Raw genomic sequence first — 26,164 nt, forward strand, 5'->3', positions numbered from 1 at the left:
GGGACAATGCCGCTTACGTCACGAAAGATCGCCGGGCTGTCACTCGCACTCGCGCTTGGTGTCGCGGCGGGGCCGACACCGACCCCTGATTTCGGGCCGCAGCTCGAACGGTTCGACTATCCCTGGCCGGTGCAGACGATGTCGGTCGATGTCGTCGGCGCGTCGGCGCAGATGGCGTTCATGGACATCGCCCCCGACCGGCCCAACGGTCGCTCGATCGTTCTGCTGCATGGCAAGACCTTCTGCGGCGCGACATGGGAGTCGCAGGCAAGGGCCTTGTCGGCGGCCGGATATCGCGTGCTGGTGCCCGACCAGGTCGGCTTCTGCAAATCCTCGAAGCCGCATGCCGCGCAATATAGTTTCGAGATGCTCGCGACCTTGACCCATCGACTGATGGAGTCGCGCGGCATCACCCATGCCAGCGTCGTGGGTCATTCAATCGGCGGCATGATCGCGATGCGGTTCGCCATCATGTTTCCCGATGCGGTGGACCGGCTGGTTCTCGTCAACCCGCTTGGCTTGAAGGACCGATCTGAGGAAGGGCTGCCCTATAGCGACGTCGACGCGCTCTGGTCCGCGGAGAAACGGACGAATTACGCGTCGATCAAGGCGTATGAGCAGGCCAATTACTACCACGGAACGTGGAAGCCCGCGTTCGATCGCTGGGTCTGGATGGAGGCGGGGATGTACGCGGGCCCGGGCCGCGACGCGGTGGCGCTCGCCCAGGCCAAGACGAGCGAGATGATCAAGACGCAGCCGGTCGCGCATGAGCTCTACCGCATCCGGCCCGCGACGACCGTGGTCGTCGGTACGCTGGACGCGACCGCTTATGGTCGGGCGCAGATACCGGGCTCGCTCGGGCGTTTCCTGACCGCGATCCCGCAGGCGGCCCCCGTCGCCGTGCGCCAGATGCCCAACGCGACGCTGGTCAGGATGGAAGGGCTGGGCCACGCGCCGCAGGTGGAGGCGCCCGAACGCTTCAATGCCGTGCTGTTGGACATCCTTCATGCGCCCGTTGCCGGCACGACGCGCACCCGGGCCGCGGTTGACCGGCCGGAGCCGATCGGCTAGGAGCCGGGCGTCCGCAGGTGCTTTGTCGCCGGTGGACATGCTTGAACATTGCTGGATGCATTGAGGGGCCTGGACCGGCGACGTCGGACCACAGCCTCTTTTCGCATTCCGAGTTTGTTGGGCTCCAGCAAAGTAACCCTTTGAAAGGTGAAGGCTTCAATGCCGACGATCAACCAGCTGGTCCGCAAGGGCCGCGATCCGCAGAAGGCCAAGAGCAAGGTCCCTGCGATGGAGCAGAACCCGCAGAAGCGCGGTGTCTGCACCCGCGTGTACACGACGACTCCGAAGAAGCCGAACTCCGCGTTGCGCAAGGTTGCCAAGGTCCGCCTGACCAACCAGCGCGAAGTCATCAGCTACATCCCCGGCGAGGGGCACAATCTGCAGGAGCATTCGGTGGTGCTGATCCGCGGCGGTCGCGTTCGCGATCTCCCCGGCGTTCGCTATCATGTGCTGCGTGGCGTGCTCGATACGCAGGGCGTGAAGAACCGCAAGCAGTCGCGGTCGAAGTACGGCGCGAAGCGGCCCAAGTAGGCCGCGTCCCCGTCCTCCCAGCTTGATTGAAAGGTAAAGCCAGATGGCCCGTCGTCGTCGTCCCGAAAAGCGGGAAATCCTGCCCGATCCCCAGTACGGGGATATCGTGCTCTCCAAGTTCATGAACTCCGTCATGTACGACGGCAAGAAGTCCGTCGCCGAACTGATCGTCTATGGTGCAATGACCACTGTCGAGACGCGCGCCAAGCGCGATCCGCTTGGCGTGTTTCATGACGCGCTCAACAACATCAAGCCGGGCATCGAGGTCCGCAGCCGCCGCGTCGGCGGTGCGACCTATCAGGTCCCGGTCGAGGTGCGTCCCGAGCGCGCGCAGGCGCTGGCGATCCGCTGGCTCATCACCTCGGCGCGCAACCGCAGCGAGAACACGATGGCCGCACGGTTGTCGGGCGAGCTGATGGACGCCGCCAACAACCGCGGCAACGCGGTGAAGAAGCGTGAGGACACGCACCGCATGGCGGAAGCGAACCGCGCGTTCAGCCACTACCGCTGGTGACGCCGTCGTCGTCGTTCCGATCGGAGCGACGACGATAAGGGCGGGCTTGGAACCGTCCGACATTCGATCTATACCGCGGGGAGCCGGGACGCCTGTCCTTGCTCCCCGCATCGCTAAGGAAGCTACGATCATGGCCCGCAGCCATCCGCTCAGCATGTACCGCAACATCGGCATCATGGCGCATATCGACGCCGGCAAGACGACGACGACCGAGCGGATCCTCTATTACACCGGCAAGTCCTACAAGATCGGCGAGGTCCATGAGGGCACCGCGACGATGGACTGGATGGAGCAGGAGCAGGAGCGCGGGATCACGATCACGTCGGCGGCCACGACGTGCTTCTGGAACGATCATCGGATCAACATCATCGACACGCCGGGCCACGTCGACTTTACGATCGAGGTCGAGCGGTCGCTTCGCGTCCTCGACGGCGCGGTCGCATGCTTCGATGGCGTCGCGGGCGTCGAGCCGCAGTCGGAGACGGTTTGGCGTCAGGCGGAGAAGTACAAGGTTCCGCGGATGTGCTTCGTCAACAAGCTCGACCGCACCGGCGCCAATTTCGAACGTTGCGTGGAGATGATCAAGGACCGTCTCGGCGCGCGTCCGGCGGTGCTGTACCTGCCGATCGGCATCGAGGGTAGCTTCAAGGGCCTGGTCGACCTGGTCGAGAACCGCGCGATCGTGTGGCTCGAGGAGTCGCTGGGCGCCAAGTTCGAATATCAGGACATCCCGGCCGAACTGGCGGATGCGGCGGCGAAGGCGCGCTCCGAGCTGATCGAGATGGCCGTCGAGCAGGACGACGACATCATGGAGGCGTATCTGGAGGGCAACGAGCCCGACAGCGCGACGCTGAAGGCGCTGCTCCGCAAGGGCACGCTCAACTTCTCGTTCGTCCCCGTGCTGTGCGGGTCGGCCTTCAAGAACAAGGGTGTGCAGCCCCTGCTCGACGCGGTGGTCGATTACCTGCCGTCGCCGCTCGACGTGCCCGCCATCCAGGGTCTCAAGCTCGACGGCGAGACGCCCGACTCGCGCGCCTCGTCGGATGAGGCGCCGTTCTCGGCGCTCGCGTTCAAGATCATGAACGATCCGTTCGTCGGCACGCTCACCTTCGCCCGCATCTACTCGGGCAAGCTGGATGCGGCGTCGGTCGTTCAGAACTCGGTGAAGGACAAGAAGGAGAAGGTCGGTCGCATGCTGCTGATGCATGCGAACAGCCGCGAGGATATTCAGGAGGCGTTCGCGGGCGACATCGTCGCGCTGGCGGGGTTGAAGGACACGACGACGGGCGACACGCTGTGTGCGCAGTCGGCACCGATCATCCTGGAGCGGATGGAGTTTCCCGAGCCCGTCATCGAGCTGTCGGTGGAACCCAAGACGAAGGCCGACCAGGAGAAGATGGGCGTTGCGCTCAATCGCCTCGCGCGCGAGGACCCGTCGTTCCGCGTGTCGTCGGATGCCGAGAGCGGCCAGACGATCATCAAGGGGATGGGCGAGCTCCACCTCGAGATCCTCGTCGATCGCATGAAGCGCGAGTTCAAGGTCGAGGCGAACGTCGGTGCGCCGCAGGTCGCGTACCGCGAATATCTCGGCAAGCCGGTCGATGTGGATTATACCCATAAGAAGCAGTCGGGCGGCACCGGTCAGTTCGGTCGCGTCAAGGTGAAGGTCGCTCCGGGCGAGCGCGGCTCCGGCATCGTCTTCAAGGACGAGGTCAAGGGCGGCAATATCCCCAAGGAGTTCATCCCGTCGATCGAGAAGGGTATGCGCGAGACGGCCGCGACGGGGTCGCTGGTCGGCTTCCCGATCATCGACTTCGAGATCGTGCTGTACGACGGCGCCTACCATGACGTCGACTCTTCGGCGCTGGCGTTCGAGATCACCGGGCGCGCCGCGATGCGGGAAGTCGCTCAGAAGGCCGGCATCAAGCTGCTCGAGCCGATCATGAAGGTCGAGGTCGTTACTCCGGAGGATTATCTGGGTGATGTCATCGGCGACATGAACTCGCGGCGCGGGCAGATTCAGGGCACCGACAGCCGGGGCAATGCGCAGACAGTCGAAGCGATGGTCCCGCTGGCCAACATGTTCGGCTATGTGAACGCGCTCCGCTCGTTCACGCAGGGGCGCGCGCAATATTCGATGCAGTTCTCGCACTACGACGAGGTGCCGCAGAACGTGGCCGACGAGGTCAAGGCGAAGCTCGCGTAAGGCTGGCGTTACACTACAAGGATGGCTATGGGGCCGCGTCCGGCGCGGCTCCGCAAGCGAATCCGGAACCAAACCAGAAGGCAAGGAAATCATGGCGAAGGCAAAGTTTGAGCGGAACAAGCCGCATCTCAACATCGGCACCATAGGTCACGTCGATCATGGCAAGACGTCGCTGACGGCCGCGATCACCAAGGTTCTGGCCGAGACCGGCGGCGCCACATACACGTCGTACGACAACATCGACAAGGCGCCCGAAGAGCGCGAGCGCGGCATCACCATCTCGACCGCCCATGTCGAGTATGAGACGAAGGCGCGCCATTATGCGCATGTCGATTGCCCGGGCCATGCCGATTATGTGAAGAACATGATCACCGGTGCGGCGCAGATGGACGGCGCAATCCTGGTCGTGTCGGCGACCGATGGACCGATGCCGCAGACGCGCGAGCACATCCTGCTGGCCCGCCAGGTCGGAGTGCCGGCGATGGTCGTGTTCATGAACAAGGTCGATCTGGTCGACGATCCCGAGATCCTCGAGCTCGTCGAGCTGGAGATCCGCGAGCTGCTGAGCAGCTACGAGTTCCCGGGCGACGACATCCCGATCATCCCGGGTTCCGCGGTCGCCGCGCTGAACGACAAGACGCCTGAGATCGGCCATGACGCCGTGCTCAAGTTGATGGCGGCCGTCGACGAGTACATCCCGCAGCCCGAGCGTCCGCTCGACAAGCCGTTCATGATGCCGATCGAGGACGTGTTCTCGATCTCGGGTCGCGGCACCGTCGTCACCGGCCGCGTCGAGACCGGCATCATCAAGGTCGGCGAGGAAGTCGAGATCGTCGGCATCAACGACACGCGCAAGACCACGGTCACGGGCGTCGAGATGTTCCGCAAGCTGCTCGACCAGGGCCAGGCCGGCGACAACGTCGGCGCGCTGATCCGCGGCGTCGGCCGTGAAGAGGTCGAGCGCGGCCAGGTGCTGTGCAAGCCCGGCTCGATCAAGCCGCACACCGACTTCTCGTCGGAAGTGTATGTGCTGTCGAAGGAGGAGGGTGGCCGTCATACGCCGTTCTTCGCCAACTACCGTCCGCAGTTCTACTTCCGCACGACGGACGTGACCGGCACCGTCGAGTTGCCGGAGGGCACCGAGATGGTGATGCCCGGCGACAACGTCGCGCTCGGCATCAAGCTAATCGCGCCGATCGCCATGGACGTCGGCCAGCGCTTCACCATCCGCGAGGGTGGCCGGACCGTGGGCGCCGGGGTTGTCAGCAGCATCACGAAGTAATAAGGTCATCAGCTCTAGGGAGCGGCCGGCCCCGGGCAACCGGGGTCGGCCGTTTACTTTTCGTATAGGGTTCACTCGGCTCTTTCTCCCCGCCTGAGCATTTGCCTCAGGCCTCATCCCGCCGGTATCGCGCCTGCGGCACGAGCCTTCCTCCCGGTCCGGGTGGAGGGGCGGGGGCCGGAGTCGTCATTGGTATCGGTAGGGATCATGGACACCAACATCCGTATTCGCCTCAAGGCGTTCGATCATCGCGTGCTCGACCAGGCGGCAGGCGACATCGCCGATACGGCGCGTCGCACCGGCGCGCTGATCCGCGGGCCGATCCCGCTGCCCACGCACATCGACAAGTTCACGGTCAATCGTGGGCCGCACATCGACAAGAAGAGCCGCGAGCAGTTCGAGACGCGTACGTACAAGCGTCTGCTCGACATCGTGCAGCCGACGCCCCAGACCGTGGACGCGCTGATGAAGCTCGACCTTGCCGCGGGCGTTGACGTTGAGATCAAGCTCGCCTAAGGGCGCTGCTTCCGCGATCGAGTGGTCCAGTTATCAGGGGGCAGTCTCGCGGAAGCCGTAAATAAGAGATACCGCCGGTGGCTTGCCGCCGGGACAGCGTCTCCCGTCACGCTCCCTCAACGGGAGCGACCAGCCCGGGACGGGGCCACGCTTCGCACTTCCGGGCTGACACGCCCCCGGCATTCCGCTCGGGGCCTCTGTGAGGAGATGGATCATGCGTACCGGCGTGATCGCGAAGAAGATGGGGATGACCCGCCTGTTCCAGGACGATGGTCGGCATGTGCCGGTCACCGTGTTGCAGCTCGAGGCTTTGCAGGTCGTTTCCCGCCGCGAACAGAACATCGACGGCTACACGGCCGTCCAGCTTGGCGCTGGCGCCGCCAAGGTCAAGAACGTCGCCAAGCCCCAGCGCGGCCATTTCGGTAAGGCGCAGGTCGAGCCCAAGGCGATTGTCGCCGAATTCCGCGTGACGGAGGAGAACCTCCTCGATGTCGGCGCGGAGATTTCGGCGGAGCATTTCGTCGCCGGCCAGATGGTCGACATCCAGGGCCGTACGCAGGGCAAGGGTTTCGCCGGCGGCATGAAGCGCTGGAACTTCGGCGGTCTGCGCGCGACGCACGGCGTCTCGGTCTCGCACCGTTCGCTCGGGTCGACCGGTCAGCGTCAAGATCCCGGCAAGGTCTTCAAGAACAAGAAGATGGCCGGTCACATGGGTGACAAGAACCGCACCCAGCAGAACCTGGAGGTCGTCTCCACCGACGCGGCGCGCGGGCTCATCTTCATCAAGGGTTCGGTTCCCGGCTCCAAGGGTGGCTGGCTCCTCGTCAAGGACGCGGTGAAGGTCGCGCGTCATGCCGACGCGCCGTTGCCTGCCGCGATCCGGGCGCCCGAGCATAACGAGCAGCCGCACGTCGCGGAGATCGCGCCGGCCGCCGTCCACGAGTTGCCGCATGATCCGAGCGCCGAGGAAGTCGCAGCCGGCGTCGCGGCATCCGATGCGCATGGCGCGGGCGAAGTCGACCCGGGCAGCGTTCCGCCGGCCGACCTCACCCCCGGCCAGGAGGGCTGATCCATGAAGATCCCATACACGTCGTTCACCGGTGAGGCTGGCGGCGATATCGAGTTGAACGACGAGGTCTTCGGCCTCGACCCGCGCGCCGATATCCTCCACCGCGTCGTCACCTGGCAGCTCGAGAAGCGTCGCGGCACCGCGCGCGGCACGCGCGAGCGCGCCGACGTCGCCCGCACGGGCAAGAAGTTCGGACGCCAGAAGGGCGGCGGTACTGCCCGTCACGGTGATCGGCGTGCGCCGGTGTTCATCGGCGGCGGCAAGGCGCATGGCGCCCGCGTCCGTGACTTCAACCCGGGCCTCAACAAGAAGGTTCGCGCGCTCGGCCTGAAGATGGCGCTCAGCAGCCATGCCAAGGCGGGCACGCTGGTCATCATGGACAGCCTGGTTGTCGAAGGCGGCAAGACCACGACGCTTAAGGGCGATCTTGCCAAGCTGCCGTTCGGCAAGACAGCGCTGGTGATCGACGGCGATTCGGTCGAGACGAGCTTCGCGCTAGCCGCGGGCAACCTTCAGCAGGTCAACGTGTTGCCGGCAGCTGGAGCCAATGTGTACGACATTCTGAAGCATGACACGCTGGTGCTCACCCGCGCCGCGGTCGAGAAGCTGGAGGCGCGCTTCGCCCTCCCGGGAGGGGCCAACTAATGGCTAAGCCGAGCAAGTCGGTGGACGTGCGTCATTATGACGTGATCGTCGCACCGCACATCACCGAGAAGGCGACGTTGCTGTCTGAGCAGAACGCGGCGGTCTTCCGCGTGTCGAACGATGCGACCAAGCCGCAGATCAAGGCGGCGGTCGAGGCTTTGTTCGACGTGAAGGTGACGGGTGTGAACACGCTCGTCCAGAAGGGCAAGACCAAGAAGTGGAAGGGTACGCCCTACACGAAGTCCGACGTGAAGAAGGCGATCGTGACGCTGGCGGATGGCCAGTCGATCGACGTGACGACGGGGATCGCTTGATATGGCGCTGAAGCAATATAACCCGACCAGCCCGGCCCAGCGTGGCCTGGTGCTGGTAGACAAGTCCGCGCTCTGGAAGGGTCGGCCAATTAAGGCGTTGACCGAGGGCAAGAACAAGTCTGGTGGCCGCAACAATAAGGGCCAGGTGACCAGCCGCGGCATCGCGGGCGGTCACAAGCAGAAGTACCGATACATCGACTTCACCCGCCGCAAGTGGGACGTCGAGGGTACGGTCGAGCGGCTCGAATATGATCCCAACCGCACCGCGTTCATCGCGCTGGTGAGCTATGGCGACGGCGAGCAGGCCTATATCATCGCACCGCAGCGCCTCGGCGTCGGCGACAAGGTGGTCGCGGCCAAGCGCACGGACGTGAAGCCGGGTAACGCCATGGAGCTGGGCCAGGTCCCTGTCGGCACCATCGTCCACAATGTGGAGATGAAGCCGGGCAAGGGCGGTCAGATCGCACGGTCCGCCGGCACGTACGTTCAGGTCGTCGGTCGTGATCGCGGCATGGTGATCGTGCGGCTGGGATCGGGTGAGCAGCGGTACATCCACGCCGATTGCATGGCGTCGATCGGCGCCGTGTCCAACCCTGACAACCAGAACCAGAACCTCGGCAAGGCGGGTCGTTCGCGCTGGATGGGCAAGCGCCCGTTGACGCGCGGCGTCGCCAAGAACCCGGTCGACCATCCGCATGGCGGCGGCGAAGGTCGTACCTCGGGCGGCCGTCACCCGGTCACGCCGTGGGGCAAGCCGACGAAGGGTGCCCGCACCCGTCACAACAAGTCGACCGACAAGATGATCATCCGGTCGCGTCACTCGACTAAGAGGAAGGGCTGATATGGCTCGTTCAGTCTGGAAAGGCCCGTTCGTCGAACTGAGCCTGCTCAAGAAGGCAGAGACCGCGCAAGACGCCGGTAGTCGATCGCCGATCCGTACTTGGTCGCGCCGCTCCACGATCCTGCCGCAGTTCGTCGGCTTGACGTTCAACGTGTACAACGGCCGCAAGTTCGTGCCGGTGTCGGTCAACGAAGAGATGGTCGGCATGAAGCTCGGCGAGTTCGCGCCGACGCGCTACTTCCCGGGCCACGCGGCCGACAAGAAGGGCAAGCGCTGATGAGCAAGCCAGTCTCCCCCCGCAAGGTCGCCGACAACGAGGCGTTGTCGGTCGGCACTCAGATCCGCGGTTCCGCGCAGAAGCTCGGCCTCGTCGCCGCGCTGATCCGTGGCCGCAAGGTCGGCGACGCGATGAACATCCTGGCCTTCTCGACGAAGGGCATGGCGGTCGATGCGCGCAAGGTCCTGGCGTCGGCGATCGCCAATGCGGAGAACAACCACAATCTCGATGTCGACGCGCTCGTCGTCGCCGAAGCGTCGGTGGGAAAGTCGATCAGCATGAAGCGGTTCGCAACGCGCGGCCGCGGCAAATCGACCCGCATCGTCAAGCCATTCAGCCGACTGCGCATCGTCGTGCGCGAGCAGGAAGAAGCGTAATGGGTCATAAGAGCAATCCGATCGGGATGCGGTTGCAGATCAACCGTACCTGGGACAGTCGCTGGTTCGCCGAAGGCGCGGACTATGGCCGGCTGTTGCTGGAGGATCTGAGGATCCGCCAGTACATCATGAAGACGCTGCCGCAGGCGGCGATCTCCAAGGTGGTGATCGAGCGTCCGGCCAAGCTCTGCCGCATCTCCGTCTATGCCGCGCGCCCGGGCGTGATCATCGGCAAGAAGGGCGCGGACATCGAGAAGCTTCGCAAGAAGATCGGCTCAATGACGTCGTCGGACGTATCGCTCAACATCGTTGAGATCCGGAAGCCCGAGGTCGACGCACGGCTGGTGGCGCAAGGCATCGCCGATCAGCTGGAGCGCCGGATTGCGTTCCGCCGCGCCATGAAGCGCGCGGTGCAGTCCGCGATGCGGCTCGGTGCCGACGGCATCCGCGTTTATTGCGGTGGCCGCTTGGGCGGCGCCGAGATCGCGCGGTCCGAGAGCTATCGCGAGGGCCGGGTGCCGTTGCACACGCTTCGCGCCAACATCGATTACGCCGAAGCCGAGGCGCACACGTCCTATGGCGTCTGTGGCGTCAAGGTTTGGGTCTTCAAGGGCGAGATTCTGGGTCATGATCCGATGGCGCAGGACCGGCTGATGATGGAAGCCCAGACCTCCGGCGTGCGCCCCGCGCGCGACGATCGCCGCTAAGGGGCAGGAACAGACATGCTGCAGCCAAAGAAAACCAAGTTCCGCAAGGCGCACAAGGGCCGTATCCACGGCAAAGCGCCCGGTGGCACGGACCTGAACTTCGGCGCCTATGGCCTCAAGGCCATGGAGCCGGAGCGGATCACGGCGCGTCAGATCGAGGCGGCACGCCGCGCGATCACGCGGCATATGAAGCGTCAGGGGCGCCTCTGGATCCGCATCTTCCCGGACGTGCCGGTGTCGAGCAAGCCGGCGGAAGTCCGCATGGGCTCGGGCAAGGGTGCGCCCGAGTTCTGGGTCGCGCGGGTGAAGCCGGGCCGCATCCTGTTCGAAGTGGACGGGATCGACGGCAAGCTAGCCGCCGAGGCGTTCGAGCGCGCGGCGATGAAGCTGCCGATCAAGGTCAAGGTCGTGGCCCGCCTGGGTGACACCTCGCATTTGGGAGGCGAGTGAGATGGCGAAGACGAAGATCGATTTCACCGGCCAGAGCGACGACCAGCTCGTCGAGAACCTGGGCAACCTGAAGCGCGAGCAGTTCAATCTGCGCTTTCAGGCGGCGACAAACCAGCTCGAGAAGCCAAGCCGCGTGCGTGAGGTCCGTCGCGACATCGCCCGCATCAAGACCATGCAGGCGCAGCGCTCCGTCGCCGCGTCGGCCAAGTAAGAGGACCAAGCACATGCCAAAGCGCGTGCTGACCGGCCTGATCGTTTCCGACAAGGGAGACAAGACGGTGGTGGTTAATGTCGAGCGGAAGGTGAAGCATCCGCTTTACGGCAAGATTATCCGCCGCTCGAAGAAGTATCATGCTCATGACGAGGCGAACGAGTTCAAGCAGGGCGAGACGGTGCGGATCGAAGAGACCGCGCCGATTTCGAAGCTGAAGACGTGGAAGGTCGTCGACCGGGTCAACACCCATGCGACGCCTGAGCGCGTGGACGTGGACGCGTAACCAGTGAGCCGGAACGTTGCGTTCCGGCGAGGAAGGGGCTAACGGCCCGCTTCACCCTGGTGCGGTCGTCCCAAGTGGATCGGCCTGCACCGGGGGTCATTATTTTAGGCGGGGCTGGGTCGGTATCCACCCCAAGCGAGAAGGACTGGGTTCATGATCCAGATGCAATCCAATCTCGACGTCGCGGACAATAGCGGCGCCAAGAGGGTTCAGTGCATCAAGGTGCTGGGTGGCTCCAAGCGCCGCACGGCGAGCGTCGGCGACATCATCGTGGTGTCCATCAAGGAGGCTCAGCCGCGGGGCAAGGTGAAGAAGGGTGACGTGCATCGCGCCGTCATCGTCCGCACCGCCAAGGACATCCATCGCGCGGACGGCTCGACCATCCGCTTCGACGGCAACGCCGCCGTGCTGGTCAACAAGAACGAGGAACCGATCGGCACCCGCATCTTCGGGCCGGTAGTGCGCGAATTGCGTGGCAAGAAGCACATGAAGATCATCAGCCTCGCGCCGGAGGTGCTGTGATGTCGGCCCAGGCCACCACCGCTAAGGTCAAGATGCGGATCAAGAAGGGCGATCAGGTCATCGTCCTGTCGGGCAAGGACAAGGGCAAGACCGGCACTGTCACGCTCGCTAGCCCGAAGGACCAGAAGGTAATCGTCGGCGGCGTCAACGTCGCGACCCGCCACCGGAAGCCGACGCAGACGAACCCGCAGGGTGGCCTCGAGAAGATCGAAGCGCCGCTGCACGTCTCCAAGGTGGCGCACGTCACCGCGGACGGCAAGCCGACGCGCGTCCGCTTCGAGACGCAGGACGGCAAGAAGGTTCGGGTCGCCGTGAAGACCGGGGAGAAGATCGATGGCTGACCGGTACGTGCCCCGTCTCAAGGGCATCTATGACGAGCGTATCGCCGCGGTTATGACGGAGAAGTTCGGCTATAAGAACAAGCTCGAAGTGCCCCGGCTCGACAAGATCGTGCTGAACATGGGCGTCGGTGAGGGCGTGAACGACAAGAAGCTCGTGACCAACGCCGCATCCGAGCTGGAGCTGATCGCCGGGCAGAAGCCTGTTATCACGAAGGCGAAGAAGTCGATTGCGCAGTTCAAGCTGCGCGAGCACATGCCGATTGGTGTGAAGGTAACGCTGCGCCGCGAGCGGATGTACGAGTTCCTCGATCGCTTCGTCACTATCGCTCTGCCGCGCGTGCGCGACTTTCGTGGGTTAAACCCCAAGAGTTTCGACGGGCGGGGCAATTATGCCTGCGGCCTGAAGGAGCAGATCGTGTTCCCCGAGATCAGCTATGATCGGGTCGACAAGGTGCGCGGGATGGATGTGATCGTGACGACGACGGCGAAGACGGATGACGAGGCGCGTGAGCTGCTCCGTTTGTTCGGTTTCCCGTTCCCGCAGGAGCAGGCCGCCGACGAGAAGAAGGCAGCGTAACCAGTATCGCTATGCTGACGTCAGTTGGCATAGCGCCGAGTAGAAAGAAGAGAGCTTAAGTCCATGGCGAAACTGAGTTCGATCAACAAGAACGAGCGGCGCAAGAAGCTGGTGAAACAGTATGCGCCGAAATATGCGAAGCTGAAGGCACAGGCGAACGACAAATCGCTCGACGACGGCGAACGTTTGATCGCGCGGCTGAAGATGGCCGAGCTGCCCCGCAATGCGAACCCGACCCGCATCCGCAATCGCTGCGAGTTGACGGGCCGCCCGCGTGCTTATTACCGCAAGTTCCGTCTCGCCCGCGTCATGCTGCGCGATCTGGCCAACAAGGGCCTGATCCCCGGCGTCACCAAGTCGAGCTGGTAAGGAACCATCATGGCAGTGACTGATCCTCTGGGTGACCTGCTCACCCGTATCCGCAACGGCCAGCGCGCGAAGAAGGATTCTGTCCTCTCGCCCTCGTCCAAGCTCAAGACCCGCGTGTTGGACGTGCTCCAGCGCGAGGGCTACATCCGCGGCTATGCCGAGGAGCAGATGGGCCCTGCCGCCGGCGTGCGCATCGAGCTCAAGTATTTCGAGGGCCAGCCCGCGATCAAGCATGTGGCGCGCGTGTCCCGTCCGGGCCGCCGCGTCTACTCGGGCAGCCAGGAGCTGCCGCGCGTCATGAACGGCCTGGGCATCACCATCGTCTCGACGCCCCGCGGCGTGCTTTCGGATGCCGAAGCGCGTGAGCAGAACGTCGGTGGCGAAGTGCTGGCGGAGGTATTCTGATGAGCCGCATCGGCAAGAAGGTGGTCCCGGTTCCGGTCGGCGTCACTGCGACCATCGATGGCGGTCTGATCAGCGTGAAAGGTCCCAAGGGGACGCTGACCATGCCGTTACGCGAGGAGATCAGTTACACCGTCGAGGGTGGCAACATCTCCGTCATTCCCGCGAACGACACGCGTCGCGCGCAGGCCTTTTGGGGCATGCAGCGTACCATGGTCGAGAACCTGATCGTAGGCGTGACGACCGGCTTCACCAAGAAGCTCCTCATCACCGGCGTCGGCTATCGTGCCAACGCTCAGGGCCGCAATCTAAAGCTGCAGCTCGGCTACAGCCACGACGTCGACATCGCGGTGCCCGAAGGCATCGAGGTGAAGACGCCCGACAACACCACCGTCGAGATCAGCGGCGCGGACAAGCAGAAGGTGGGCCAGCTGGCCGCCGAGATCCGCCAATGGAGGAAGCCGGAGCCCTACAAGGGCAAGGGCATCAAGTACGATGGCGAGTTCATCTTCCGCAAGGAAGGGAAGAAGAAGTGATGACCAAGGGTCTTTCCCTGTTCGAGAAGCGGCGCCGCCGCAACCGCACCGCGCTTCGTGCCCGGGGCGGTGGCCGTCCGCGCCTGTCTATCCACCGCTCGGGCAAGCACATGTATGCTCAGATCATCGACGATGAGGCCGGTCACACGGTCGCTTCGGCGTCGACGCTGACGGCTCGCGATCAGTCGGGCGCCAACATCGCGGCAGCGACGGAAGTCGGTCGGCGTGTCGCAGAGGCGGCGGTCGCTGCCGGCGTGACGCGGGTCGTGTTCGATCGTGGTGGTTTCCTGTTCCACGGTCGCGTCAAGGCGCTGGCCGAGGCCGCGCGCGCGGCGGGTTTGGAGTTCTAGAATGGCGGACGCAAATGATATCCAGTCTCAGCCCGGCAATCCTGCCGCGGTCGAGGCTCCCGTCAGCGATGCTGGCGCTAACACCGGCGGCAATGCAGGTGGCGGTTATCAAGGCCAGGGTGGCGGTCGTGGTCGCGGCGGTCCTGGCGGAGGCGGTGGTGGCAATCGCGGCCGTAGTGGTCCCGGCGGTCAGCGCGGCGGGCGTGATGGTGGTCGTGGCGGTCGCGACAATCGTGGTCGTGGCGGCCCCGGATCGGATGACGGCGGCGAGGAGCTGATCGAGAAGCTGGTCCACATCAACCGCGTCTCGAAGACCGTTAAGGGCGGCAAGCGCTTCGGCTTCGCGGCTTTGGTCGTGGTGGGAGACGGCAAAGGCCGTGTCGGCTTCGGCCATGGCAAGGCTCGTGAGGTGCCCGAGGCGATTTCCAAGGCCACGGCAGCCGCCAAGAAGGCGATGGTCCGCGTGCCGCTCAAGGATGGGCGCACGCTGCATCACGACGCGAACGGCCATTTCGGTGCTGGCCGCGTCACGTTGCGCTCGGCACCGCAGGGCACGGGAATCATCGCTGGTGGTCCGATGCGCGCTATATTCGAGTCGCTCGGCGTCGCCGATGTGGTCACCAAATCGGTTGGCACGTCCAACCCCTACAACATGATCCGCGCGACCTTCGAGGCGCTGGGCGACCAGACGAGCCCTAAGGCGGTGGCGCAGCGGCGCGGCAAGAAGATCGCCGACCTGCTGGGTCGTGGTGTGGGCGCTGGTGCTGCAACGGCCGAGGCCGAAGCGGCGATGGTCACGGAGTAAGCACATGGCGACGATCAAGATCAGGCAGACCGGTTCGCCGATCCGCCGCACTTCCGATCAGCGCGCGACGCTGGTCGGTCTGGGCCTCAACAAGATGCACAAGGTCTCGGAGCTGGAGGACAGCCCCGAGGTTCGCGGGATGATCCGCAAGGTGCAGCACATGGTGGCCGTCGAGGGCTGAGCCTTCGATCATCGTGACACGTTAACACAAGGGGGCTATGTGCCCCCTTATTCTCATTCAGCGCGACCATAGCGAAAGCGAGTGCATCCCATGAAACTGAACGAACTCCGCGACAATGACGGTGCCCGCAAGTCCCGGATGCGGGTCGGACGTGGCATCGGCTCCGGCAAGGGCAAGACCGGCGGGCGTGGCCAGAAGGGCCAGAAGAGCCGCGAGGGCGTGTCGATCGCCGGCTTCGAGGGCGGCCAGATGCCGCTGCACATGCGTCTGCCGAAGCGCGGCTTCAACAATATCTTTGCCAAGGACTTCGCCGAGGTGAACTTGGGCGCGATCCAAAAGGCGCTCGACGCCGGGACGATCGACGCGACCGCGACCGTGGATCATGCTGTGTTGAAGGCGGCCGGTCTCGCGCGTGGCGGCAAGGACGGTGTTCGCCTGCTTGGCAAAGGTGGGTTCTCGGCGAAGCTGGCGTTCGTCGTTTCCGGCGTGTCGGCCGGCGCGCGCGCTGCGGTGGAGGCTGCGGGCGGATCGCTCGAGGTGCTGGTGGTCGTTCCCGCCGCCGAGAAGGCTGCGGCGAAGAAGGGCGTGAAGTACAAGGAGCGCCAGGCGCACAAGGCGTCTTTCAAGGCGTAACGGTCTTATACCGGCGCCGTCGGGTTCACGATTAGACAAGGTGCCTTGCGCGCCTATATGAGCGGCGGGAGCGGATCGAGACGCATCCCGCCGCTTCTGGTTTCAGGATAGTAGCACCAATGGCAACCGCCGCCGATCGCATGCAGCAAAGCATCAGCCTGGCGAAGTTCGCGCAGGCGACCGACCTCAAGAAGCGGTTGTGGTTCACCATCGGGGCGCTGATCGTCTTCCGCCTGCTCTCCTATGTGCCGCTGCCTGGCGTCGATCCGACGCAGCTTGGCATCCTGAGCCAGCAGACGACCGGCGGTGTGCTCGACTTCTTCAACACTTTTTCGGGCGGTTCGCTCAAGCGGATGAGCCTGATCGCGCTGGGCGTGATGCCCTACATCACCGCCTCGATCGTGGTTCAGCTTGCGACGTCGCTGGTCCCGCATCTCGCCACGATGAAGAAGGAGGGCGAGAGCGGGCGAAAGCGGCTGAACCAATATACCCGCTACGGCACGGTCGCGCTGACGGCGGTTCAGGGTTATTTCATCGCCGTCGGGCTCGAGGCGTTGGGACGCAATTCCGGTGTGCAGGCGGTGGTAGACCCGGGCATGACGTTCCGCATCGCGGCGGTGGTCTCGTTGATCGGCGGCACGATGTTCCTGATGTGGATCGGCGAGCAGATCACCAGTCGCGGTATCGGCAACGGCGTATCGCTGATCATCATGGCCGGTATCGTCGCGAACCTGCCCACGACCCTGTACAATCTGCTCGAGGGTGGGCGGTCGGGCTCGGTGGACGCGGGCCGGCTGATCGGTATCGTCGTGGCGGTCGCATTCCTGATCCTGTTCATCTGTTTCATGGAGCGCGCCCAGCGACGGATCCTGATTCAGTATCCCAAGCGCCAGACGCAGCGCGGCATGCAGGCGGAGCGCAGCCACCTGCCGCTCAAGATCAATACCGCGGGCGTCATCCCGCCGATCTTCGCCTCGTCGTTGTTGCTGATGCCGCTGACCATCACGCAGTTCGCGGGCAAGCAGACGGCCAACCCCGACACGTGGTGGGGCAGCCTGATCATCACGCTGAACCAGTATCTCCAGCACGGCAGCGTCGTGTACATGCTGCTTTACGGCGCGGGCATCGTGTTCTTCTCGTTCTTCTACACTGCCGTCGTGTTCAATCCTGAAGAGACGGCCGACAATCTGAAGCGATACGGCGGTTTCGTGCCCGGTATCCGGCCCGGTAAGAATACCGAGACGTATTTCGACTATGTACTGACGCGTATCACGGTGATCGGCGCGGGCTATCTTGCCATCATCTGCCTGTTGCCCGAGTATTTGGTGTCTGCGCTTCAGATCCCCTTTTATCTGGGTGGTACGAGCCTGCTGATCGTCGTCAACGTGACGATGGATACGGTGACGCAGATACAGTCGCACTTGCTGGCGCACCAATATGGCGACTTGATGAAGAAGGCAAAGTTGAAGGGCGCACGACTGCGCTAGGCTGGCATCGGGGCGAGACAGCCGACCGGACGAAAAGGGGATCGGGGATGAACATCATTCTGTTGGGGCCGCCAGGCGCGGGCAAGGGAACACAGGCCGGGCGGTTGGTGACCGAGCGCGGCATGGTGCAATTGTCGACCGGCGACATGCTGCGCGCTGCTGTGCGATCGGGTTCGCCGGTCGGGCTGAAGGCCAAGGCAGTGATGGCGGCGGGCGAGTTGGTATCCGACGCGATCGTCTCGGCTCTGATCGGCGAGCGGCTCGATCTGGGCGATACGGATGCCGGCGTGATCTTCGACGGCTTCCCCCGGACCGCCCAGCAGGCGGCTGCGCTTGACCTGTTGCTAGAGGAGCGCGGGAGGGCACTTGACTATGTGATCGAGCTCGATGTCGACGAGGCGGCGCTGACCGAGAGAGTCGTGGGTCGCTTCACTTGTGGACATTGCGGCGAGGGTTACCACGATGCGTTCAAGAAGCCCGTCGTTCCTGGGGTATGTGATGTTTGCGCGTCGACCGACTTCAGGCGACGTCCGGACGACAACGCGGACACGGTAGCAATCCGGATGGCGGAATATCGCGCGAAAACGGCGCCGATCTTGCCGATCTACGAAGCACGGAAGTTGGTTCGTCGCGTGGATGGTATGGCGCACATTGACGATGTCGCGCGGGCTATTGGCGCTATCCTAGACGACCGTTTGGCTCACTAATTAGCATTTTGTCCCGTACAACTCGGGATGACACGGTCGTCATTGACGCGTCACAGAGCAATGCAGTCCATCGGACTACCGGTCATCTAAGGCTCGGTGAGTAACCTGACCGTCAGTTGATCGTTGTTTAGTTCTCTTGTTACCGGAAGCTTCGTGGTCGGCAGAGGATCCCGCCGGTTGCGGGCTGCATGATTTTCGAAGGGCCTCAGCCCCACCTGGAAGGCCTGTCTCTATGAGCCGCAAGATCCTGATCGTTGAGGACGACCCTGTCACCACCAGCTACCTACAGAAGGGGCTCGGAGAAGCCGGATATGCTGTGGAAGCATGCCGCGACGGGCGCGATGGCTTGTTCCTTGCCAGCGAGGGCATCTTTGATCTGGTGGTAGCGGACCGGATGTTGCCCGGGCTCGACGGTATCGCGATGGTCAGCGCGATCCGCGGAGCCGGCATTTCGGTGCCGGTACTGATGCTCTCGGCGCTGACGACGGTCGATGACCGCGTTGATGGCTTGAAAGCCGGCGCAGATGATTACCTGTGCAAGCCTTTCTCCTTTGCCGAGTTGTCCGCACGGATCGAGGCGCTGGTGCGTCGATCCGATCGCCTGGGCGGTGAAGCACCGCGCACGCGATTGGCGGTGGGCGATTTGGAGATCGACCTGCTGGCGCGAAGCGTCCATCGGGCAGGCCGGAGCATCGCACTCGGCGCACGAGAGTTCAATATCCTTGAGTATCTCGCTCGTCACGCAGGTGAAGTTGTGACGCGCACAATGATGCTGGAGAAAATCTGGAACTACCATTTCGACCCCGGATCGAACGTTGTCGACGTCCACATCGGCCGCCTTCGTCGCAAACTTGAGGACGGGTTCCCGACGCCGATCCTGCACACGGTGCGAGGCGCCGGTTACCGGTTGTCCGTCGAGGCCTGAACTCGCCGGTGCGGCTGTCGATCACCACCCGGATCGCGCTATTGTCGATTGCGCTGGCGCTTGTGACCAGCGTTGTTCTACTCCTCTTCGTGTCCCGGCAGACGCATGAGGAAGCCGTCGCCGCCGTACGGCGCGAGTTGATCGAGCAAGCGGACACGTTGATCGCTGGTTACCGCTCGGGCGGGATCGTCGCCCTTCGGGCCGCGATGGCTGATGCGGACGCGGCAAACGATCCTTCGCTCGCCGTGCTGCTGTTCGATGGTGCAGGTAAACGGATAGGCGGCTTCGGCCCAACGCAGCTTACCATCTCGCCGGTCCGGCAAACCGGGTTCCACATCGCGCATATTGCCCGTGACAGTTGGTGGGCGACAAGGGATGCGGGCTATATCGTGCGCAGGATCGACGGCAGCTGGCTCCTGGTCAGCCGCACGCTTGATCTGGTGGTGGAGGAGGATCGCGCGTTGGAACGCGCGTTGCTGTTGTCGATGCTGCTCGCTCCTTTGCTTGGGATCGCCGCCGGACTGGTGGTGGCACGATATGTCGGCAAGCGGCTCGACCGGATCGCGGCAGTGGTGGACCACGCCGGGCAGGGCGATTTGTCGCGCCGCGTCGCGCTGGTAGCCGGCGGTGGCGATGCGTTCGACCGTCTGGCGGGAAGGCTGAACGCGATGCTCGCTAAGCTGGAACAGGTGATGGGTGAGTTGCGCGTTGTTACCGATGGGCTGGCACACGATCTGCGGTCGCCGCTCGCACGGTTGCGTACAAAGACGGAAACGGCGTTACTCACCAACGATCCCGCGCAACGCGAGGCAGCATTAGCCGGGCTGTTGGGAGAGACGGATTTGGTGTTGCGCATGCTCTCGACGCTCATCGAGATCAGCCGTTCGGAGGCATCAACGCGGGATCGGTTCATTCGCGTCGACACGGCGGCACTGGTAGAAGAGTTGGGCGAACTGTATGCGCCTGTCGTCGAGGACGCAGGCCTGCGCTTTCGGGTCGCAATCGATTCACGACCAGCGCCGCTATCGATGCACCGCGAGCTCGTGAGCCAGGCGATCACCAACCTTCTAGATAACGCTATCTATCATGGAGCGACCGGTGGCGAAGTAATGCTAAGACTCGCCGAGGCGCAGCACGACGGTGAGGTGATGGTGCAGGTGGAGGACCGCGGGCCTGGCATCGCGGCTGCCGACCGCGCCCAGGCGCGGCGTCGGTTCGGACGTCTGGACGCGGCGCGGTCGACCCCTGGGGCTGGGCTCGGCATGGCATTGATCGAAGCAGTGGCGCGATTGCATGGCGGACGGTTCGAGCTGGCGGACAATGCACCGGGCCTGGTCGCGCGGATCGTGCTGGCGGGCTGACGCGCGATTGGGCAGGTAGGCCATATGTCGATCTTATCGTTGTTTGGGCTCTTCGCGGTCAGCTTCACGCTGTTGTGTTACATGCTGGAGAGGCGCGCGCCTGCGTGGACTCTGGGGTTTGCAGTCGGATGCGTGATGAGCGCCTTGTACGGCTTCCTTCAGGGAGCTTGGCCCTTTGGAGTCGTCGAGACGATATGGACGGCCGTTGCCGCACGGCGGTGGTGGCTCACATCTCAAACGCGAACACCGGTTGCTTGACACGGCCCCTGTCCGCATCTACTCGGCCGTCGTCCTAACAACCGGCTTCCGGTGACGCTTCATGGCGTTCGCCGCATTTGTGCGTGATGCATGTGTGAGGAGCTGGTCTGGTCGGGTCTTACGCGAAGAGATGGGCTGGCTGCCATGCCGCGCCTGTGGAGCTGGGAGATACATTTATGGCACGAATCGCGGGCGTTAATATCCCGACCAACAAGCGCGTCATCATTGCGCTGACCTACATCCATGGCATTGGCGCGACGAAGGCCAAGGCCATCACCACCAAGCTGAACATCGCGCCCGAGCGACGGGTGCAGGATCTGACCGATCAGGAGGTCCTCCAGATCCGCGAGACGATCGACGCCGACCACACGGTCGAGGGCGATCTGCGTCGCGAGACGGCGATGAACATCAAGCGGCTGATGGACCTCGCCTGCTATCGCGGCCTGCGCCATCGTCGTGGCCTGCCGGTCCGCGGCCAGCGCACGCACACCAACGCACGCACCCGCAAGGGCAAGGCCAAGCCGATCGCCGGCAAGAAGAAGTAAGCTCTCCGCAAGGGCAGCTTACTTCTCGCAAATCGCGGCAGCAATGTCGCCCGGCTCAGCTAAGTACAGGTCAGGACTATCATGGCACAAGCACCACAGCGTATTCGCCGCCGCGAGCGCAAGAACATCACTTCGGGCGTCGCTCATGTCAACGCCAGCTTCAACAACACGATGATTACCATCACCGACGCGCAGGGGAACACGATCAGCTGGTCGTCCGCCGGCACGATGGGGTTCAAGGGCTCGCGCAAGTCGACGCCGTACGCCGCGCAGGTCGCGGCTGAGGACGCGGGCAAGAAGGCGTCGGAGCACGGCGTCCGCACGCTGGAGGTCGAGGTCAAGGGCCCGGGCTCCGGCCGCGAATCGGCGCTTCGCGCGCTCCAGTCGGTCGGCTTCCAGATCACCTCGATCCGCGACGTGACGAGCATCCCGCACAACGGCGTCCGCCCGTCCAAGCGGCGTCGCGTTTAACCCGCACCCACGCCTACCGGGCCGGCTGACGAGCCGGCGCGCCTTCCTATCCCGGCCTCCTTCCGCACCCGCGGGGCAGGCCCAACGCAGGGGACATGAGCTTGTCCGTCAACGCAAAAAACTGGCAGGAACTGAAGAAGCCGAGCGGCCTGGAGCGCAAGCCCGGCGGCGATCCCAGGCGGCGTGCGACCTTCGTCGCCGAGCCCCTGGAGCGGGGCTTCGGCCTGACGCTGGGCAACGCGCTGCGGCGCGTGCTGCTGTCGTCGCTGCAGGGCGCGGCGGTCACGTCGATCAAGATCGAGAACGTGCTGCACGAGTTCAGCTCGCTGGCGGGCGTTCGCGAGGACGTGACCGACATCGTCCTGAACGTGAAGCAGATCGCGCTGCGGATGCAGGGCGAGGGCCCCAAGCGGCTGCAGCTGTCGGCGACCGGTCCGACGACGGTGAAGGCGGGCGACATCGCGGTGTCGGGCGACATCGAGGTGATGAACAAGGATCTGGTGATCTGCCACCTCGACGAGGGCGCGACGCTCAACATGGAGCTGACCGCCGACATCGGGAAGGGCTATGTCGCGGCGGTCGCCAACCGGCCGGCGGATGCGCCGATTGGGCTGATCCCGGTGGACGCGCTGTATTCGCCGGTGCGCCAGGTGAGCTACAAGGTCGATCCGACGCGCGTGGGCCAGGACCTCGACTACGACCGGCTGACGCTGACGGTCGAGACGGACGGGACGATCAGCCCGGACGATGCGGTGGGCTATGCCGGCCGCATCCTGCAGGACCAACTCGCGCTGTTCGTGCAGTTCGACGACGCCTCGATGCCGCGCAGCGCGCCGGTGGGCCAGCCCGCGGCGGCGCAGCCGGTGGGCGAGATCACCGGCGACACGCAGCAGATCAACCGGTACCTGCTCAAGAAGGTGGACGAGCTCGAACTGTCGGTGCGCAGCGCCAATTGCCTGAAGAACGACAACATCATCTACATCGGCGACCTGGTCGGCAAGACGGAGGCGGAGATGCTGCGGACGCCGAACTTCGGCCGCAAGTCGCTGAACGAGATCAAGGAGGTGCTGTCGTCGATGGGGCTCAGGTTGGGGATGGAGATCCCGGGCTGGCCGCCGGAGAACATCGAGGAGATGGCGAAAAGGCTGGAGCAGGAGATTATGGGATAGTCGCAGCGGATTAGCGCAGCTAATCCGCGCCTCGGCGACTATCACGGCCGGCGGGCGGTGGAGCGGCAAAGCCGCAACCCCGACCCGTCCGACGACCCCGTCGCGAAAGCGGCGGGGTTTCTTCTTGCCTGCCTTCTGGCCTTTTGCCGTGGCCCCAAGTCCACCCGTGGGACGACGCGGCTCCGCCGCGACGAAGAAGGCTGGCGCGGCGAAGCCGCACCAACACGTCAGACGGGTCGGTGCCGCGGCTTGCGCCGCCTCCCCGCCCGCTGGCCGGGCTGTCGCCGTCTCGTGGCTAAGCTGTGCTTAGCCTCGTGCGGCTCGGCCTTGACAGCGTCACGCTCTATCGGTACAAAACAAGAACATCCGACAACCGCCTCAGCGACCGGGAGTTCCCAGATCATGAGACCACGAGCCCCTGCCACCTGGCGGGTTGCCTTCCTGCGCGCGCTCGCCAGGGGGCTTTGCATCGCGAATGCTGCGCGCGAGGCGGGCATCAGTGCGTCGAGCGTGCACGCTGCCCGCAGGCGCGATCCGGCCTTCGCCGCCGCCTGGGTCCGCGCGCGCGACCGGGGCGTCGTGCGCCTGAGCCGGGCCGAGCCCGTGCTCCAGCCAGACGAGGTGGTGTGCGCGCGCCGCGACGGACGGTCCCGCATCCAGCCGGCGGGGCATGGCCGCTGGTCGGCGGGCAAGGAGCAGCTGTTCCTTCAGGAGCTCGCCGCCACCGGCAACGTCCGCGGCGCGGCGGCGGCGGTGGGCATGTCGACGACCGCGCTCTACGCCCGCAAGGCGAAGTGGCCGGGTTTCGCCGATCGCTGGCGCGCGGCCTTGCGTGAGGGGTGGGAGCGGCTGGAGGAGGGCCTGCTGCGCGCCGCCGCCGACACGCTCGACCCGCCCGACACCGCGCCGCCGATCGCGGGCCCGGCCGCTCCCGACCGAGCGCTGTTCCGCGACGCGGCCGCGATGACGATCGATCAGGCGCTGATCCTCTGGAAGGCCCACCGCGCGGAAGCGAAGGGCGAACTCGACGCCCGCAATGCCGGCGCGGCCCGGCGGCGCGCGGAACCGTCGATGGACGAGGTGCGCGAGGAGGTGCTGCGGCGGGTGCGGGCGCTGGGTGGGTGAGGTAATTGCGGCTGTGCACCGGCACCCACCGTCCGTTCGTCCCGAGCGTGTCGAGGGACATGGTCCCAAACCGGCCCATGGTGTCTCGACTGCGCTCGACACGAACGGTGTGCAGGTGTTCGTACCTGGCGAAGTACGCCGGGAACCGGGTTTACGGATGCTGCACGGACGTGCGACCAAGCGCCAGCTTCTACCCGCGACGGAGCATCGATGACCAACCGGCTTTATTACGGCGACAACCTCGACGTTCTTCGTCGCAAGATCGCCAGCGGCAGCGTGGACCTTTGCTACATCGATCCGCCGTTCAACTCCAAGCGTAACTACTTCCAGATATACAACAATCAGGGCGGTGAGGACCGCGCGCAGGCGCAGGCATTCGTCGACACGTGGAGCTGGGGCGACGACGCGGCCGACGGACTAGAATATATCGTTGATATTGAACGACTTAGCGGGGGGGGGGTAGGTGTTCACTGGACACCCCAAACTGTCGAGCTGATCCGCGGGCTGGAGAAGGTACTGGGGCACGGCGCGCTGCTGGCGTACCTCGTTCACATGACGCTGCGGATCGTGGAGATCCATCGCGTGCTCAAGCCGACGGGCAGCTTCTACCTCCACTGTGATCCGACCGCCTCGCATTACCTGAAGTTGGTGCTGGATGCGGTGTTCTGCGGGCAGGGGGGTGACTTCCGTAATGAAGTAATTTGGCGCCGAACCGGCTCTCACAACAAGGCCGGGCGCTGGGCACCTATTCACGACGTGATCTTCTATTACACTAAATCAGGCGATTATGTATGGCACCAGATAAAGACTCCATACATGGTTGGTCACGTAAAAGAGCACTTTGCGCAGCAAAGCGATGGTAGTTGGAAGACTGCGTATTATGGAAACGTCCTTACTGGGTCCGAGGTGCGTAATGGCGAGTCGGGCCAGACGTGGCGTGGTTTTAATCCCACTGCAAAAAATCGGCACTGGGCCGTACCGGGTAAAATATGGGAAGAGGTTGGTATCGACCCGACCGGTCTTAGTCAGCACGAGAAGCTAGACCTACTCTACGAAAAGGGATTTATCCAAATTATAGAGGGTCAGGCATGGCCCATGTACGAGCGCACCATCACTCCCGCGGACGGTACTCCTGCATCTGACATTTGGTCGTTTCAACCGTACTCGGAAGGCACCGTTTTTGGCCGAAAAGGGGGCATTGACGCTGACGTGAGATGGCTATCTCCTCGCGACCGCGAACGCCTTGGCTACCCCACCCAAAAACCCGAAGCCCTCCTCGAACGCATCATCAACGCGTCCTCCAACGAAGGCGACACGGTCCTCGACGCCTATTGCGGCTGCGGCACCACGGTCGCGGTGGCGCAACGGCTGAACCGCAAATGGATCGGCATCGACGTCACCTATCAATCGATCGCGCTGATCCTCGATCGCTTTGAAAAGACCTACGAGAAGAACGGCACGTGGCCGGCGGTGGAAGCGAACATCCTGCTCGACGGCGTACCACGCGACTATGACTCAGCCATGGCGCTCGCCAACCGCAAGGATGACAAGACGCGCAAGGAGTTCGAGAAGTGGGCGGTGCTCACCTACTCGCGCAACCAGGCGCGGATCAACGAGAAGAAGGGCGCGGACGGCGGTGTCGACGGGATTGCCTATTTCCTGAAAGACAGGAACGAGAACGGCAAGGCGATCTTCCAGGTCAAGTCGCGTCCCGGCAATCGCGGCGATCTCGCCACGCTCAACAGAGATCGGCAGCGCGAGAAGGCGGAGTTCGGCTTCCTGATCTGCACCGGCATGCCGACCAAGCCGATGCGGGACGAGATCGCGGCGGCGGGCAAGTACAAGAACCAGCTCCTCGAACGCGAGGACGACCGATTGCAGGTGGTGACGGTGGCTGAGCTTTTCGCACCGTTCAACCGGCGGCTCGACCTGCCGATGGCGCGCGCCGATGCGGTGAAGGCGGCCGCGGCGCTGGGCGACGCGGGCAACCAGGCGGCGCTGGACCTTTAACGTTACGAGAGCACTTCGAAGCAGAAGCGGGACCCCGGCTCTGCGGCCGGGGTGACGGGGTGGTGGGGCATTGTTTGGCCCGGTTCCGGTGCG

The 26,164-nt window shown here is 64.2% G+C and carries 35 protein-coding genes; all 35 read left to right on the forward strand.

The window, feature by feature from the left end; genetic code table 11:
• Window positions 1–6 precede the first annotated feature (6 nt).
• The 35 genes from ACFE65_RS11995 (at window position 7) to ACFE65_RS12165 (ending at window position 26,071) form a co-directional block, all read left to right on the forward strand.
• Window positions 7–1,071: an alpha/beta fold hydrolase gene (locus ACFE65_RS11995; protein ID WP_375382593.1), complete on the forward strand. Its 1,065-nt coding sequence runs from the start codon at window positions 7–9 to the stop codon at window positions 1,069–1,071.
• A gap of 159 nt (window positions 1,072–1,230) precedes the next feature.
• Complete coding sequence (gene rpsL, locus ACFE65_RS12000) at window positions 1,231–1,602, forward strand: 30S ribosomal protein S12 (RefSeq protein WP_174296410.1); 372 nt, start codon at window positions 1,231–1,233, stop codon at window positions 1,600–1,602.
• 43 nt (window positions 1,603–1,645) lie between these two features.
• Window positions 1,646–2,116 carry a 30S ribosomal protein S7 gene (gene rpsG, locus ACFE65_RS12005; protein ID WP_375382594.1) on the forward strand — a complete coding sequence of 157 codons (471 nt, stop codon included), beginning with the start codon at window positions 1,646–1,648 and terminating at the stop codon, window positions 2,114–2,116.
• 130 nt (window positions 2,117–2,246) lie between these two features.
• Window positions 2,247–4,322, forward strand: a complete 2,076-nt coding sequence (gene fusA / locus ACFE65_RS12010) for an elongation factor G (RefSeq protein WP_375382595.1) — start codon at window positions 2,247–2,249, stop codon at window positions 4,320–4,322.
• Between the two features lie 91 nt (window positions 4,323–4,413).
• Window positions 4,414–5,604: an elongation factor Tu gene (tuf, locus tag ACFE65_RS12015; protein ID WP_375382596.1), complete on the forward strand. Its 1,191-nt coding sequence runs from the start codon at window positions 4,414–4,416 to the stop codon at window positions 5,602–5,604.
• 207 nt (window positions 5,605–5,811) lie between these two features.
• Window positions 5,812–6,120, forward strand: coding sequence for a 30S ribosomal protein S10 (rpsJ, locus tag ACFE65_RS12020; protein ID WP_174296414.1), 309 nt, complete (start codon window positions 5,812–5,814; stop codon window positions 6,118–6,120).
• A gap of 214 nt (window positions 6,121–6,334) precedes the next feature.
• Window positions 6,335–7,189, forward strand: a complete 855-nt coding sequence (gene rplC / locus ACFE65_RS12025) for a 50S ribosomal protein L3 (protein WP_375382597.1) — start codon at window positions 6,335–6,337, stop codon at window positions 7,187–7,189.
• Window positions 7,190–7,192: 3 nt separating this feature from the next.
• Window positions 7,193–7,834: a 50S ribosomal protein L4 gene (gene rplD, locus ACFE65_RS12030; protein WP_375382598.1), complete on the forward strand. Its 642-nt coding sequence runs from the start codon at window positions 7,193–7,195 to the stop codon at window positions 7,832–7,834.
• Entirely contained in the window at window positions 7,834–8,148 is a 315-nt protein-coding gene (locus tag ACFE65_RS12035; RefSeq protein ID WP_375382599.1) for a 50S ribosomal protein L23, read from the forward strand. The genes rplD and ACFE65_RS12035 overlap by 1 nt, the downstream gene beginning before the upstream one ends.
• Before the next feature lies 1 nt (window position 8,149).
• Window positions 8,150–8,989 (forward strand): 50S ribosomal protein L2, encoded by an 840-nt coding sequence (rplB, locus tag ACFE65_RS12040; protein ID WP_375382600.1) that lies wholly within the window; start codon window positions 8,150–8,152, stop codon window positions 8,987–8,989.
• 1 nt (window position 8,990) lies between these two features.
• Window positions 8,991–9,266: a 30S ribosomal protein S19 gene (rpsS, locus tag ACFE65_RS12045; RefSeq protein WP_375382601.1), complete on the forward strand. Its 276-nt coding sequence runs from the start codon at window positions 8,991–8,993 to the stop codon at window positions 9,264–9,266.
• Window positions 9,266–9,643, forward strand: coding sequence for a 50S ribosomal protein L22 (rplV, locus tag ACFE65_RS12050; protein ID WP_375382602.1), 378 nt, complete (start codon window positions 9,266–9,268; stop codon window positions 9,641–9,643). The genes rpsS and rplV overlap by 1 nt, the downstream gene beginning before the upstream one ends.
• On the forward strand, window positions 9,643–10,350 hold the full coding sequence (rpsC, locus tag ACFE65_RS12055; RefSeq protein WP_375382603.1) for a 30S ribosomal protein S3: 708 nt from the start codon (window positions 9,643–9,645) through the stop codon (window positions 10,348–10,350). The genes rplV and rpsC overlap by 1 nt, the downstream gene beginning before the upstream one ends.
• A gap of 15 nt (window positions 10,351–10,365) precedes the next feature.
• Window positions 10,366–10,800, forward strand: coding sequence for a 50S ribosomal protein L16 (gene rplP / locus ACFE65_RS12060; protein WP_375382604.1), 435 nt, complete (start codon window positions 10,366–10,368; stop codon window positions 10,798–10,800).
• A gap of 1 nt (window position 10,801) precedes the next feature.
• Window positions 10,802–11,011, forward strand: coding sequence for a 50S ribosomal protein L29 (gene rpmC, locus ACFE65_RS12065; protein ID WP_375382605.1), 210 nt, complete (start codon window positions 10,802–10,804; stop codon window positions 11,009–11,011).
• A gap of 13 nt (window positions 11,012–11,024) precedes the next feature.
• On the forward strand, window positions 11,025–11,297 hold the full coding sequence (rpsQ, locus tag ACFE65_RS12070) for a 30S ribosomal protein S17 (RefSeq protein ID WP_375382606.1): 273 nt from the start codon (window positions 11,025–11,027) through the stop codon (window positions 11,295–11,297).
• A gap of 153 nt (window positions 11,298–11,450) precedes the next feature.
• Window positions 11,451–11,819, forward strand: coding sequence for a 50S ribosomal protein L14 (gene rplN, locus ACFE65_RS12075; protein ID WP_017979484.1), 369 nt, complete (start codon window positions 11,451–11,453; stop codon window positions 11,817–11,819).
• 32 nt (window positions 11,820–11,851) lie between these two features.
• Window positions 11,852–12,160: a 50S ribosomal protein L24 gene (gene rplX, locus ACFE65_RS12080; protein ID WP_375382633.1), complete on the forward strand. Its 309-nt coding sequence runs from the start codon at window positions 11,852–11,854 to the stop codon at window positions 12,158–12,160.
• Entirely contained in the window at window positions 12,153–12,737 is a 585-nt protein-coding gene (rplE, locus tag ACFE65_RS12085; protein WP_375382607.1) for a 50S ribosomal protein L5, read from the forward strand. The genes rplX and rplE overlap by 8 nt, the downstream gene beginning before the upstream one ends.
• Window positions 12,738–12,800: 63 nt before the next feature.
• Window positions 12,801–13,106, forward strand: coding sequence for a 30S ribosomal protein S14 (gene rpsN / locus ACFE65_RS12090; protein WP_375382608.1), 306 nt, complete (start codon window positions 12,801–12,803; stop codon window positions 13,104–13,106).
• Window positions 13,107–13,115: 9 nt separating this feature from the next.
• Window positions 13,116–13,511: a 30S ribosomal protein S8 gene (gene rpsH, locus ACFE65_RS12095; protein ID WP_375382609.1), complete on the forward strand. Its 396-nt coding sequence runs from the start codon at window positions 13,116–13,118 to the stop codon at window positions 13,509–13,511.
• Window positions 13,511–14,044, forward strand: a complete 534-nt coding sequence (gene rplF / locus ACFE65_RS12100; RefSeq protein WP_375382610.1) for a 50S ribosomal protein L6 — start codon at window positions 13,511–13,513, stop codon at window positions 14,042–14,044. Before rpsH ends, rplF begins: the two co-directional genes overlap by 1 nt.
• The gene (gene rplR, locus ACFE65_RS12105; RefSeq protein WP_375382611.1) at window positions 14,044–14,394 is read left to right on the forward strand and encodes a 50S ribosomal protein L18; all 351 of its coding nucleotides are present in this window, start codon (window positions 14,044–14,046) and stop codon (window positions 14,392–14,394) included. The genes rplF and rplR overlap by 1 nt, the downstream gene beginning before the upstream one ends.
• Before the next feature lies 1 nt (window position 14,395).
• Complete coding sequence (gene rpsE, locus ACFE65_RS12110) at window positions 14,396–15,199, forward strand: 30S ribosomal protein S5 (RefSeq protein ID WP_375382612.1); 804 nt, start codon at window positions 14,396–14,398, stop codon at window positions 15,197–15,199.
• 4 nt (window positions 15,200–15,203) lie between these two features.
• On the forward strand, window positions 15,204–15,380 hold the full coding sequence (gene rpmD, locus ACFE65_RS12115; protein ID WP_375382613.1) for a 50S ribosomal protein L30: 177 nt from the start codon (window positions 15,204–15,206) through the stop codon (window positions 15,378–15,380).
• A gap of 90 nt (window positions 15,381–15,470) precedes the next feature.
• Entirely contained in the window at window positions 15,471–16,013 is a 543-nt protein-coding gene (rplO, locus tag ACFE65_RS12120; protein WP_375382614.1) for a 50S ribosomal protein L15, read from the forward strand.
• Window positions 16,014–16,132: 119 nt separating this feature from the next.
• Window positions 16,133–17,500, forward strand: a complete 1,368-nt coding sequence (secY, locus tag ACFE65_RS12125; RefSeq protein WP_375382615.1) for a preprotein translocase subunit SecY — start codon at window positions 16,133–16,135, stop codon at window positions 17,498–17,500.
• A gap of 47 nt (window positions 17,501–17,547) precedes the next feature.
• Window positions 17,548–18,207 (forward strand): adenylate kinase, encoded by a 660-nt coding sequence (locus ACFE65_RS12130; RefSeq protein WP_375382616.1) that lies wholly within the window; start codon window positions 17,548–17,550, stop codon window positions 18,205–18,207.
• Window positions 18,208–18,439: 232 nt separating this feature from the next.
• Window positions 18,440–19,132 carry a winged helix-turn-helix domain-containing protein gene (locus ACFE65_RS12135; RefSeq protein WP_375382617.1) on the forward strand — a complete coding sequence of 231 codons (693 nt, stop codon included), beginning with the start codon at window positions 18,440–18,442 and terminating at the stop codon, window positions 19,130–19,132.
• Window positions 19,133–19,140: 8 nt separating this feature from the next.
• Window positions 19,141–20,493 (forward strand): sensor histidine kinase, encoded by a 1,353-nt coding sequence (locus ACFE65_RS12140; protein ID WP_375382618.1) that lies wholly within the window; start codon window positions 19,141–19,143, stop codon window positions 20,491–20,493.
• A gap of 434 nt (window positions 20,494–20,927) precedes the next feature.
• Complete coding sequence (gene rpsM / locus ACFE65_RS12145; RefSeq protein ID WP_375382619.1) at window positions 20,928–21,296, forward strand: 30S ribosomal protein S13; 369 nt, start codon at window positions 20,928–20,930, stop codon at window positions 21,294–21,296.
• Window positions 21,297–21,377: 81 nt separating this feature from the next.
• Complete coding sequence (gene rpsK / locus ACFE65_RS12150; protein ID WP_375382620.1) at window positions 21,378–21,767, forward strand: 30S ribosomal protein S11; 390 nt, start codon at window positions 21,378–21,380, stop codon at window positions 21,765–21,767.
• A gap of 101 nt (window positions 21,768–21,868) precedes the next feature.
• Complete coding sequence (locus ACFE65_RS12155; RefSeq protein WP_375382634.1) at window positions 21,869–22,936, forward strand: DNA-directed RNA polymerase subunit alpha; 1,068 nt, start codon at window positions 21,869–21,871, stop codon at window positions 22,934–22,936.
• Between the two features lie 402 nt (window positions 22,937–23,338).
• Complete coding sequence (locus tag ACFE65_RS12160) at window positions 23,339–24,061, forward strand: hypothetical protein (RefSeq protein WP_375382621.1); 723 nt, start codon at window positions 23,339–23,341, stop codon at window positions 24,059–24,061.
• A gap of 210 nt (window positions 24,062–24,271) precedes the next feature.
• Entirely contained in the window at window positions 24,272–26,071 is a 1,800-nt protein-coding gene (locus ACFE65_RS12165; protein WP_375382622.1) for a DNA methyltransferase, read from the forward strand.
• Window positions 26,072–26,164 lie beyond the last annotated feature (93 nt).

The sequence above is a fragment of the uncultured Sphingomonas sp. genome (assembly GCF_964237335.1).
GTDB lineage: Bacteria > Pseudomonadota > Alphaproteobacteria > Sphingomonadales > Sphingomonadaceae > Sphingomonas.

What these genes read in the sequence shown, in the direction of transcription:
- ACFE65_RS11995 (WP_375382593.1), top strand. Translation starts at nt 7, where the DNA reads ATGCCGCTTACGTCACGAAAGATCGCCGGGCTGTCACTCGCACTCGCG.
- rpsL (WP_174296410.1), top strand. Translation starts at nt 1,231, where the DNA reads ATGCCGACGATCAACCAGCTGGTCCGCAAGGGCCGCGATCCGCAGAAG.
- rpsG (WP_375382594.1), top strand. Translation starts at nt 1,646, where the DNA reads ATGGCCCGTCGTCGTCGTCCCGAAAAGCGGGAAATCCTGCCCGATCCC.
- fusA (WP_375382595.1), top strand. Translation starts at nt 2,247, where the DNA reads ATGGCCCGCAGCCATCCGCTCAGCATGTACCGCAACATCGGCATCATG.
- tuf (WP_375382596.1), top strand. Translation starts at nt 4,414, where the DNA reads ATGGCGAAGGCAAAGTTTGAGCGGAACAAGCCGCATCTCAACATCGGC.
- rpsJ (WP_174296414.1), top strand. Translation starts at nt 5,812, where the DNA reads ATGGACACCAACATCCGTATTCGCCTCAAGGCGTTCGATCATCGCGTG.
- rplC (WP_375382597.1), top strand. Translation starts at nt 6,335, where the DNA reads ATGCGTACCGGCGTGATCGCGAAGAAGATGGGGATGACCCGCCTGTTC.
- rplD (WP_375382598.1), top strand. Translation starts at nt 7,193, where the DNA reads ATGAAGATCCCATACACGTCGTTCACCGGTGAGGCTGGCGGCGATATC.
- ACFE65_RS12035 (WP_375382599.1), top strand. Translation starts at nt 7,834, where the DNA reads ATGGCTAAGCCGAGCAAGTCGGTGGACGTGCGTCATTATGACGTGATC.
- rplB (WP_375382600.1), top strand. Translation starts at nt 8,150, where the DNA reads ATGGCGCTGAAGCAATATAACCCGACCAGCCCGGCCCAGCGTGGCCTG.
- rpsS (WP_375382601.1), top strand. Translation starts at nt 8,991, where the DNA reads ATGGCTCGTTCAGTCTGGAAAGGCCCGTTCGTCGAACTGAGCCTGCTC.
- rplV (WP_375382602.1), top strand. Translation starts at nt 9,266, where the DNA reads ATGAGCAAGCCAGTCTCCCCCCGCAAGGTCGCCGACAACGAGGCGTTG.
- rpsC (WP_375382603.1), top strand. Translation starts at nt 9,643, where the DNA reads ATGGGTCATAAGAGCAATCCGATCGGGATGCGGTTGCAGATCAACCGT.
- rplP (WP_375382604.1), top strand. Translation starts at nt 10,366, where the DNA reads ATGCTGCAGCCAAAGAAAACCAAGTTCCGCAAGGCGCACAAGGGCCGT.
- rpmC (WP_375382605.1), top strand. Translation starts at nt 10,802, where the DNA reads ATGGCGAAGACGAAGATCGATTTCACCGGCCAGAGCGACGACCAGCTC.
- rpsQ (WP_375382606.1), top strand. Translation starts at nt 11,025, where the DNA reads ATGCCAAAGCGCGTGCTGACCGGCCTGATCGTTTCCGACAAGGGAGAC.
- rplN (WP_017979484.1), top strand. Translation starts at nt 11,451, where the DNA reads ATGATCCAGATGCAATCCAATCTCGACGTCGCGGACAATAGCGGCGCC.
- rplX (WP_375382633.1), top strand. Translation starts at nt 11,852, where the DNA reads ATGCGGATCAAGAAGGGCGATCAGGTCATCGTCCTGTCGGGCAAGGAC.
- rplE (WP_375382607.1), top strand. Translation starts at nt 12,153, where the DNA reads ATGGCTGACCGGTACGTGCCCCGTCTCAAGGGCATCTATGACGAGCGT.
- rpsN (WP_375382608.1), top strand. Translation starts at nt 12,801, where the DNA reads ATGGCGAAACTGAGTTCGATCAACAAGAACGAGCGGCGCAAGAAGCTG.
- rpsH (WP_375382609.1), top strand. Translation starts at nt 13,116, where the DNA reads ATGGCAGTGACTGATCCTCTGGGTGACCTGCTCACCCGTATCCGCAAC.
- rplF (WP_375382610.1), top strand. Translation starts at nt 13,511, where the DNA reads ATGAGCCGCATCGGCAAGAAGGTGGTCCCGGTTCCGGTCGGCGTCACT.
- rplR (WP_375382611.1), top strand. Translation starts at nt 14,044, where the DNA reads ATGACCAAGGGTCTTTCCCTGTTCGAGAAGCGGCGCCGCCGCAACCGC.
- rpsE (WP_375382612.1), top strand. Translation starts at nt 14,396, where the DNA reads ATGGCGGACGCAAATGATATCCAGTCTCAGCCCGGCAATCCTGCCGCG.
- rpmD (WP_375382613.1), top strand. Translation starts at nt 15,204, where the DNA reads ATGGCGACGATCAAGATCAGGCAGACCGGTTCGCCGATCCGCCGCACT.
- rplO (WP_375382614.1), top strand. Translation starts at nt 15,471, where the DNA reads ATGAAACTGAACGAACTCCGCGACAATGACGGTGCCCGCAAGTCCCGG.
- secY (WP_375382615.1), top strand. Translation starts at nt 16,133, where the DNA reads ATGGCAACCGCCGCCGATCGCATGCAGCAAAGCATCAGCCTGGCGAAG.
- ACFE65_RS12130 (WP_375382616.1), top strand. Translation starts at nt 17,548, where the DNA reads ATGAACATCATTCTGTTGGGGCCGCCAGGCGCGGGCAAGGGAACACAG.
- ACFE65_RS12135 (WP_375382617.1), top strand. Translation starts at nt 18,440, where the DNA reads ATGAGCCGCAAGATCCTGATCGTTGAGGACGACCCTGTCACCACCAGC.
- rpsM (WP_375382619.1), top strand. Translation starts at nt 20,928, where the DNA reads ATGGCACGAATCGCGGGCGTTAATATCCCGACCAACAAGCGCGTCATC.
- rpsK (WP_375382620.1), top strand. Translation starts at nt 21,378, where the DNA reads ATGGCACAAGCACCACAGCGTATTCGCCGCCGCGAGCGCAAGAACATC.
- ACFE65_RS12160 (WP_375382621.1), top strand. Translation starts at nt 23,339, where the DNA reads ATGAGACCACGAGCCCCTGCCACCTGGCGGGTTGCCTTCCTGCGCGCG.
- ACFE65_RS12165 (WP_375382622.1), top strand. Translation starts at nt 24,272, where the DNA reads ATGACCAACCGGCTTTATTACGGCGACAACCTCGACGTTCTTCGTCGC.